General features: G+C 59.8%; 8 protein-coding genes and 1 pseudogene. 6 read left to right on the top strand and 3 right to left on the bottom strand.

Going from position 1 to position 7,591, the window contains the following annotated elements; translation table 11 throughout:
- A pseudogene (locus tag Q4Q11_RS30055) lies at nt 1-250 on the bottom strand (signal peptide peptidase SppA); the annotation flags it as partial.
- A gap of 324 nt (nt 251-574) precedes the next feature.
- On the opposite strand from Q4Q11_RS30055, the gene lptC reads away from it, so the two are divergent.
- From lptC to ptsN, 6 genes are all read left to right on the top strand, one after another.
- On the top strand, nt 575-1,261 hold the full coding sequence (gene lptC / locus Q4Q11_RS30050) for an LPS export ABC transporter periplasmic protein LptC (protein WP_112506243.1): 687 nt from the start codon (nt 575-577) through the stop codon (nt 1,259-1,261).
- Nucleotides 1,258-1,908: an LptA/OstA family protein gene (locus Q4Q11_RS30045; RefSeq protein WP_498571756.1), complete on the top strand. Its 651-nt coding sequence runs from the start codon at nt 1,258-1,260 to the stop codon at nt 1,906-1,908. Before lptC ends, Q4Q11_RS30045 begins: the two co-directional genes overlap by 4 nt.
- A complete protein-coding gene (lptB, locus tag Q4Q11_RS30040; RefSeq protein WP_498571755.1) occupies nt 1,832-2,734 on the top strand; it encodes an LPS export ABC transporter ATP-binding protein in 903 nt (300 codons plus the stop codon). The genes Q4Q11_RS30045 and lptB overlap by 77 nt, the downstream gene beginning before the upstream one ends.
- 148 nt (nt 2,735-2,882) lie before the next feature.
- Entirely contained in the window at nt 2,883-4,490 is a 1,608-nt protein-coding gene (rpoN, locus tag Q4Q11_RS30035; protein ID WP_498571754.1) for an RNA polymerase factor sigma-54, read from the top strand.
- A gap of 254 nt (nt 4,491-4,744) precedes the next feature.
- Nucleotides 4,745-5,320 (top strand): ribosome hibernation-promoting factor, HPF/YfiA family, encoded by a 576-nt coding sequence (gene hpf, locus Q4Q11_RS30030; protein WP_112506239.1) that lies wholly within the window; start codon nt 4,745-4,747, stop codon nt 5,318-5,320.
- An 88-nt stretch (nt 5,321-5,408) separates the two neighbouring features.
- Nucleotides 5,409-5,873, top strand: a complete 465-nt coding sequence (gene ptsN / locus Q4Q11_RS30025; protein WP_112506236.1) for a PTS IIA-like nitrogen regulatory protein PtsN — start codon at nt 5,409-5,411, stop codon at nt 5,871-5,873.
- A 195-nt stretch (nt 5,874-6,068) separates the two neighbouring features.
- Here ptsN and grpE read toward each other — a convergent pair whose 3' ends face one another.
- The gene (grpE, locus tag Q4Q11_RS30020) at nt 6,069-6,710 is read right to left on the bottom strand and encodes a nucleotide exchange factor GrpE (protein WP_498571753.1); all 642 of its coding nucleotides are present in this window, start codon (nt 6,708-6,710) and stop codon (nt 6,069-6,071) included.
- 144 nt (nt 6,711-6,854) lie between these two features.
- Nucleotides 6,855-7,591, bottom strand: a 737-nt coding sequence (locus Q4Q11_RS30015) for an HrcA family transcriptional regulator (RefSeq protein ID WP_498571752.1), incomplete at its 5' end; no start/stop codon positions are given.

Here is a 7,591-nt window from a genome sequence, read left to right as displayed (position 1 = left end):
AAACGATCAGTGCCTTGACCTGATCGTTGTCGCGGATCTTCTTCAACCGCTCCAGCAGTTCGGGATCATCCTGGATGAGCCCGGAAATCGTGACGCGGGCGATTTGCGGGCCGCGCGCATCCGGCAGGTCGGCGGCAAAGAAGCGATAGAGCGCGAATCCCAGCGCCACAAGCAGCAAAACGGCAACAATTCGCCAGAAACCAAGCTTGCGGCGCATTTGTCGCCGATCCGCGATTGCAGAACTGTCCATCACGCCTTATTTCTCCCTGCAACAAATCGAATGCGCTACGAATCGGATGTATGACACCTTGAAACGGGCACAATCTTCAGAGAAAAGCGTTTCCCGTTCCCGATGTCGGCAGCGGGACCCGCTCTGCCGGTTCATCAGATAGGGTATCGTCCGACCTGATGAAACCGGTTTATGGCACATTTTTCTGCCTAAATTCGCCCGCTGCAGAAAAAAATCCATATTGGCAAGCCATTGCAATAATGCGAAACGATCCGACAGGCTTTTTGGCACAGCCTCGCATAGCGTGAATGCGGTTCTCCGGATCATAAGAAGACGGACTGTTGCATGCTCAATACGATCGAGCCCCCCGGCGAGGCAATGCGCTCGATGCCGGAAAGAAACGCGTATAAGGACGCGATCTTCCACTCGAACCGCGTGAAGCGGCTCAGGGTGCTGCTACCGCTTGCCGCCGTCATCGTGTCGCTGATATTCGTCGCCGTCTCCGTCATACGCGCCTACCTGCCGGCCGACATCAAGATCGAAGGCGCCAGGATCGAGGACGGCAAGGTGGTCATGGAGCGGCCCGCGATCGCCGGACGCAACAAGGACGGCATCAATTATTCCCTCCTCGCCGAAAAGGCGCTGCAGGACATCAGGAACCCGAACATGATCACGCTGAAGACCATCAAGGCATCCATGCCGGTCAACACCAACGTGATCGCGCATGTCGTGGCCCAGAGCGCGGATTTCGATCGCCAGGCCGACACGCTGAAGCTTACCGAGCCCTTCGTCGTCGAGATGGACAATGGCCTGCGCGCCGAATTCACGACCGCGTTCCTGGACGTGAAGAAGGGTGATCTCTCCAGCCAGGATCAGGTTGCCATCTCCCGAGGCGGCATGTCGGTTGTTGCGCGTTCGCTCAAGATGACGGATAAGGGAAGCGTAATCGAATTCGACGGGCAGGTTCGGATGAACATCGAACCTGCTGCTCTCCATAATTCAGATAGCGAACAGAAGCCGGGCGGTTCATGATAAAGTATTGGCCAAATTCAATTTTCAACTCCGGCTTGCGCAAGGCCGGCCTTCTCTGTGCTTTTGGCGCAGTCGCCTTCTTCGCAGCTGCCGACGCCGGCGCGCAGTCGACGACCAGCTCGATGCCGGGTCTTGCCCTCTCCAAGGATCAGCCGATCCAGATCGAAAGCGACAAGCTGGAGATCCATGACCAGGAGAGCCAGGCCGTCTTTACCGGCAACGTCAAGGTGGTCCAGGGCACCACGACCATGCAGGCTGGCAAGATGACGGTCTTCTACAAGAAGAAGCAGGCGGGTGACGCCAAGCAGCTCGACAACCCGGTCGCCAAGGCCGCCAAGGAGCAGAACCAGTCGCTGGTGTCGGGCGACGCCAACATCGACCATATTCTGGTCACCGACAAGGTCTACCTCGTCTCGGGCACGCAGACGGCAACGGCGGACGACGGTTCTTTCGACATGACCAATCAGCTTGCGGTCCTGAAGGGCAAGAAGGTGGTTCTGACCGACGGGCCGAACGTATTCACAGGCTGCCAGCTCACCGTGCACATGGCATCGGGCGAAGCACAGCTCGATGCCTGTGGGGGCCGCGTCCAGATCCAGCTCGATCCGAAGTCGCAGCAAGTACAGCAGCAGCAAAAAAAGAACTGATACCGGCTCCCTCGTGACGACATCGACAACCTCCACTTTGCCCGGCGTGCCCGGGCCGTCTTCTGCAGCATCGGGCTCGCCGGCTGCGGACAAGGCACGCTATAAGGGCACGCTGATCGCCCGTGGCCTCACCAAGACCTACGGCAGGCGGCGCGTCGTCAACGGCGTTTCGCTGGTTGTACGCCGCGGCGAAGCCGTGGGGCTGCTCGGGCCGAACGGTGCGGGCAAGACCACCTGCTTCTACATGATCACCGGACTGGTGCCGGTCGATGAAGGCACGATCGAGATCGACGGCAACAACGTCACAACGATGCCGATGTACCGCCGCGCGCGGCTCGGCGTCGGCTACCTGCCGCAGGAAGCCTCGATCTTCCGCGGCCTGACCGTGGAAGAAAACATCCGCGCCGTACTCGAAGTCCATGAGAAGGACAAGACGAAGCGGGAGCGCAAGATCGACGAATTGCTGGAGGAGTTCCACATTCGCAATCTGCGCACCATGCCGGCGATCGCCCTTTCGGGCGGCGAGCGCCGCCGCCTTGAAATCGCCCGCGCGCTGGCGACCGACCCGACTTTCATGCTGCTCGACGAGCCCTTCGCCGGCGTCGATCCGATCTCGGTCGCCGACATTCAGAACCTCGTGCATCACCTGACCGCCCGCGGCATCGGCGTGTTGATTACCGATCACAATGTTCGCGAGACGCTCGGCCTCATCGACCGTGCCTACATCATCCATGCGGGCGAGGTGCTGACGCACGGCAGGGCGAACGATATCGTCAGCAATCCTGAAGTACGCAAGCTGTATCTGGGTGACAATTTCAGCCTCTGATAGGCTGAAATTCCATTCCTTCACGCGCTAATATTACCGGCGTGCCGTTGCATGGCGGAAATCTACTTCCGCTTCACAGTTCCGCTTGACCAAATCCAATAAAAAAGCAATTTTTGGGCCAGTTGGAATTTCGCGAAGATTTTAATGGATGGAAGCGCGGATTCCCGAGGAGTTCAAGGGGAGTCTCGCGTCCGCCATGGCACTATCGGCCAATCTTTTTCTGCGCCAAAGCCAGAGCCTGGTGATGACACCGCAACTGATGCAATCCATCCAGTTGCTGCAGATGACTCATTTCGAACTCACTCAATTCATCGCCCAGGAAGTCGAGAAGAACCCGCTGCTGGAATTTTCGTCAAATGACGAGGATATAGGCAGCAATGCAGACCGCGAGACCAAGGATGACCGTTTCGAAGCTGCGGAAGAATCCCACGGCGACGACGACTCCGACCGCGGCGGCGGTGATCTTGCGAGCGACTGGTACGAGAACGACAACACCGGCAATACCACCCGGCTGAGCGAGGAGCTCGACACCAATTTCAGCGACGTCTTTCCCGACGATGGCGGCCCGCAGCGCGCCGATGCGCCGGAGCTGCTCAGCCAGTGGAAATCCATGCCCGGCGGCGAAGCCGGCGAAAGCTACGATCTGGACGATTTCGTCGCGGGCCAGGTGTCGCTGCGCGATCATCTCAATGAACAGATCCCCTTCTCGCTCCCCGCCATGGGCGACCGGCTGATTGCCCAGCACCTCGTCGATCAGCTCGACGATGCCGGCTATCTGCGCGCCGAACTCGGCGAAACGGCAGAACGCCTCGGCACGGCGCTCATAGACGTGGAGCGCGTGCTGGATGTCCTGCAACAGCTCGATCCACCCGGCGTCTTTGCCCGCTCCCTCAGCGAGTGCCTGGCAATCCAGCTCCGGCAGAAGGATCGCTTCGATCCCGCCATGGAGCGGCTGATAGAAAATCTCGAGCTGCTTGCCCGGCGCGATTTTGCCACGCTGAAGCGGCTCTGCGGCGTCGATGAGGAAGACCTGCTCGACATGATGGCGGAGATCCGCCAGCTCAACCCCAAGCCCGGCAGCGGCTTCGAGACCGACATATCCGAGGCGATCATGCCCGATATCGTCGTGCGTCCGGCCGCGGACGGGAGCTGGCTGGTGGAGCTCAATCCGGATGCGCTGCCGCGGGTGCTGGTGAGCCAGTCCTATTTCGCATCCGTCTCCAAGACCAGCCAGGATCATGCCTTCCTGTCGGAATGTCTGCAGAACGCCAATTGGCTGACCCGCAGCCTGGACCAGCGCGCCAAGACGATCATGAAGGTGGCAAGCGAGATCGTCAGGCAGCAGGACGCGTTCCTGTTGCATGGCGTCGATCACCTGCGGCCGCTCAATCTGAAAACCGTGGCGGATGCCATCAAGATGCATGAATCGACGGTCAGCCGCGTGACCTCGAACAAGTATATGCTGACGCCGCGCGGACTGTTCGAACTCAAATATTTCTTCACGGTTTCGATCGGCGCCGTCGAGGGTGGCGACAGCCACTCGGCTGAGGCCGTGCGCCACAAGATCCGCCTGCTGATCTCGAACGAAAGCCCGGATGCGGTTCTGTCCGACGACGATATCGTCGATACGCTGAAGAAGGGCGGGATCGAGCTTGCCCGCCGCACGGTTGCAAAATACCGGGAAGCCATGAACATTCCCTCGTCGGTACAGCGCCGACGCGAGAAACGAGCGCTCGCCAAAGTCTCCGGTTTCTGACGATTGCGGCCTTTCAACCGCCGGATGTCCGACTCCTAACAGTCCGTTAAGACGCGGTTGACTTTCCCATGCGGCAAGGCTAGAAGCCCGCCGCAATCGCTGCAGGACTGACAGCACGACCATGAAACTTATCCCCACCATCCAAAAGGCGGTCGAGATACGCAATTTGCCTTTGACTGCGTGAAGTGCTTGGATGAGCTTGAGGCTTGGCGTAAACTGATACGCGCAATAACCACTACAAGAAGGGAAACTCCATGAGTGTGCGTGTCTCCGGTAAACATATGGAAATTGGTGACTCCTTCCGCCAACGGATAGAAGACCAGATCGGTATGGCCGTGACCAAATACTTCGACGGGGGGTATTCGGGTCAGGTAACTGTGCAGAAGTCCAGTTCGCGCTTTGCGGCCGATTGCAAGCTTCATCTCGACAGCGGTGTCGTGCTGCATGCTGCCGGCGAAGCCATGGACCCACAGCTTGCCTTCGATGCAGCGTCCGAGCGCATCGAAAAGCGCCTGCGCCGCTACAAACGCAAACTCAAGGACCATCAAGCCGGCAACCATATGAACGGCCAGGCTGAAGTCGCCTACACCGTCATGGACGGCGTGCCCGATGACGACGAGGAGGTTCCCGCCGATTTCGCACCGGCGATCGTTGCCGAGAGCACGAAGCAATTGAAGACCATGTCGGTTGCGACGGCCGTGATGGCGCTCGACATGACCGACGAGCCGTTGCTGCTCTTCCGCAGCCCCGGCAAGGAACATCTGAACATCGTCTACCGTCGCCAGGACGGTAACATTGGCTGGATCGACGCGGCCAATATCAAAGGCTGAGAATGGAAGATGAGCGGCGGCTGCGCCCAGTGGCGACCGGCCGCTGCTTGCTCGTCATCGGTTCTCGGCGACACGAAGGAAAAAGAGAATGGCATTGGCAGATTTGCTACAGCAAGATGCGATCATACCCGCCTTGAGGGCAAATTCCAAAAAACAACTGCTTCAGGAGCTGGCCACCAAGGCCTCCAAGCTGACGGGCCTGCCGGAGCGAGAAATTTTCGATGTCGTGCTGCAGCGCGAGCGCCTGGGCTCCACCGGCGTCGGCAACGGCATCGCCATTCCGCATGGCAAGCTTGCCAACATCAAGTCTATCGCCGGCATTTTCGCGCGTCTCGAAGCGCCTGTCGATTTCGAGGCCCTGGACGACCAGCCCGTCGATCTCGTCTTTCTGCTGCTTGCGCCCGAAGGTGCTGGCGCCGACCACCTGAAGGCGCTGTCGCGCATTGCGCGCGTTCTGCGGGACCAGGATCTGGTCGCCAAGCTGCGGGCCACCGATTCAGCCTCCGCCATCTACGCATTCCTCAACGAAGAGCAGGCATCCAACGCTGCGTGACGGCCCGCGCCGCATCGAACCAAGACAAAAACAAGAGCCGGACGATCTGACGTCGTCCGGCTCTTTCTTTTGTTGCCGCTGGAGCCTTTCCGCTTTTCCTCGAATCGCGAAAACGCTCCATCATTTTGTTTTTACACAATTCCGGACGGAAAACCGCGGCGCACTTTTCCTGGAATTGCGCTACCCGAAAAAGGATCAGGCGTCCTTTTCGTCCAGCGGGCTGTTGGCGCCCTGCTCGGCATTTTCGACGATCTTCGGGCCGCCCTTGGCAACGCCGACCATGGCCGGGCGCAGAACGCGGTCGCCAATGACGAAGCCGGCCTGCACCACCTGCACGACGGTATTGTTCGCCACTTCGGCGTTCGGCACTTCGAACATGGCCTGGTGGAAATTGGGGTCGAACTTCTGTCCGACGGGCTCCAGCTGGCGCACGCCGTGACGCTCCAGGGCCGAGAGCATCGAACGCTCGGTCATCTCCACGCCTTCGATCAGCGTGTTCAGGCCGGCATCGGCGCTGGCGCGTGCTTCCGCCGGAATGGCATCCAGCGTACGGCGCAGATTGTCCGCCACCGAGAGCATGTCGCGGGCGAAGCTTGCCACGGAATAGGACTTGGCATCCTTCACGTCGCGCTCGGTGCGGCGACGGAGGTTGTCCATCTCCGCGGCGAGACGAAGGTAGCGATCACGCAGTTCGCCGTTTTCGGCCTTCAGCAGCTCAACCGGATCCGGCTGAGACGACTCGGCCGTGTCAACGGTTTCCGCAGCATCCTGCGCGAATTCCGCTGACGTGTCGGCCGCCGTGGCGTCAGGTCCGGTTTTCGTTGTTTCGTCGGTCATGACGGTCTCCGAATTGCTTGGTCTTTGAATGTGCCCGATATCGAGGTTTGGCCGGAAAAAATCAAGGCTTTGTCGAGAAGAACAGCCAATTCGCGGCATTTCGCGACCGCCGCAATCATCTCCGGCCGGATATGGCCGCTGCCGTCACATCCCAGGCCGCGATAACCTCGAAACAAGCTGGGCCGTATAGTCCACCATGGGCACGATGCGGGCATAATTCAGCCGCGTCGGGCCGATGACGCCGACCGCGCCGACGATACGATCATCTTCGTCGCGATAGGGCGCAACGATGAGCGAGGAACCGGACAGCGAGAAGAGCTTGTTTTCCGATCCGATGAAGATGCGCACGCCCGGCCCGCTTTCGGCAAGATTGAGGATCTCGATCAGGCTGTCCTTCTTTTCCAGATCGTCAAAGAGCAACCGCAGGCGATCCAGATCCTCCGCACCGCCGATCTCGGCGAGCAGATTGGACTGGCCGCGCACGATGAGCTGCGTCGGCTTGCCGTCGTCATCGCCCCCGGACCAGACTGCTATACCGCGCTCGACCAGCTGATGGGACAGGGTATCCAGCTCCTGACGCACATTTTCCTTGAGGCTTTGCAATTGCCGCCGCAATTCCGGCATCGTCTGGCCAGTCATATGGGCGTTGAGGAAGTTGGCGGCTTCGGTGAGCTGCGAGGACGTGGTGCCGGCTGGCAGTTCGATGATGCGATTTTCGACCTGATCGTGATCGCCAACGAGCACGGCAAGCGCCTTGGTCGGCTCCAGCCGGATGAACTCCACATGCTTGAGAACCGGGTCGCTCTTCGAGGTGATCACCAGGCCGGCGCCGCGCGAGATGCCCGACAGCACCCGGCTTGCCTCCGACATCATCGATTCTA

Source organism: Rhizobium sp. UFLA01-1127 (assembly GCF_059803845.1).
Note: the sequence above shows the minus strand (reverse complement) of the source record. Positions and strands in the feature narration are given on the sequence as shown.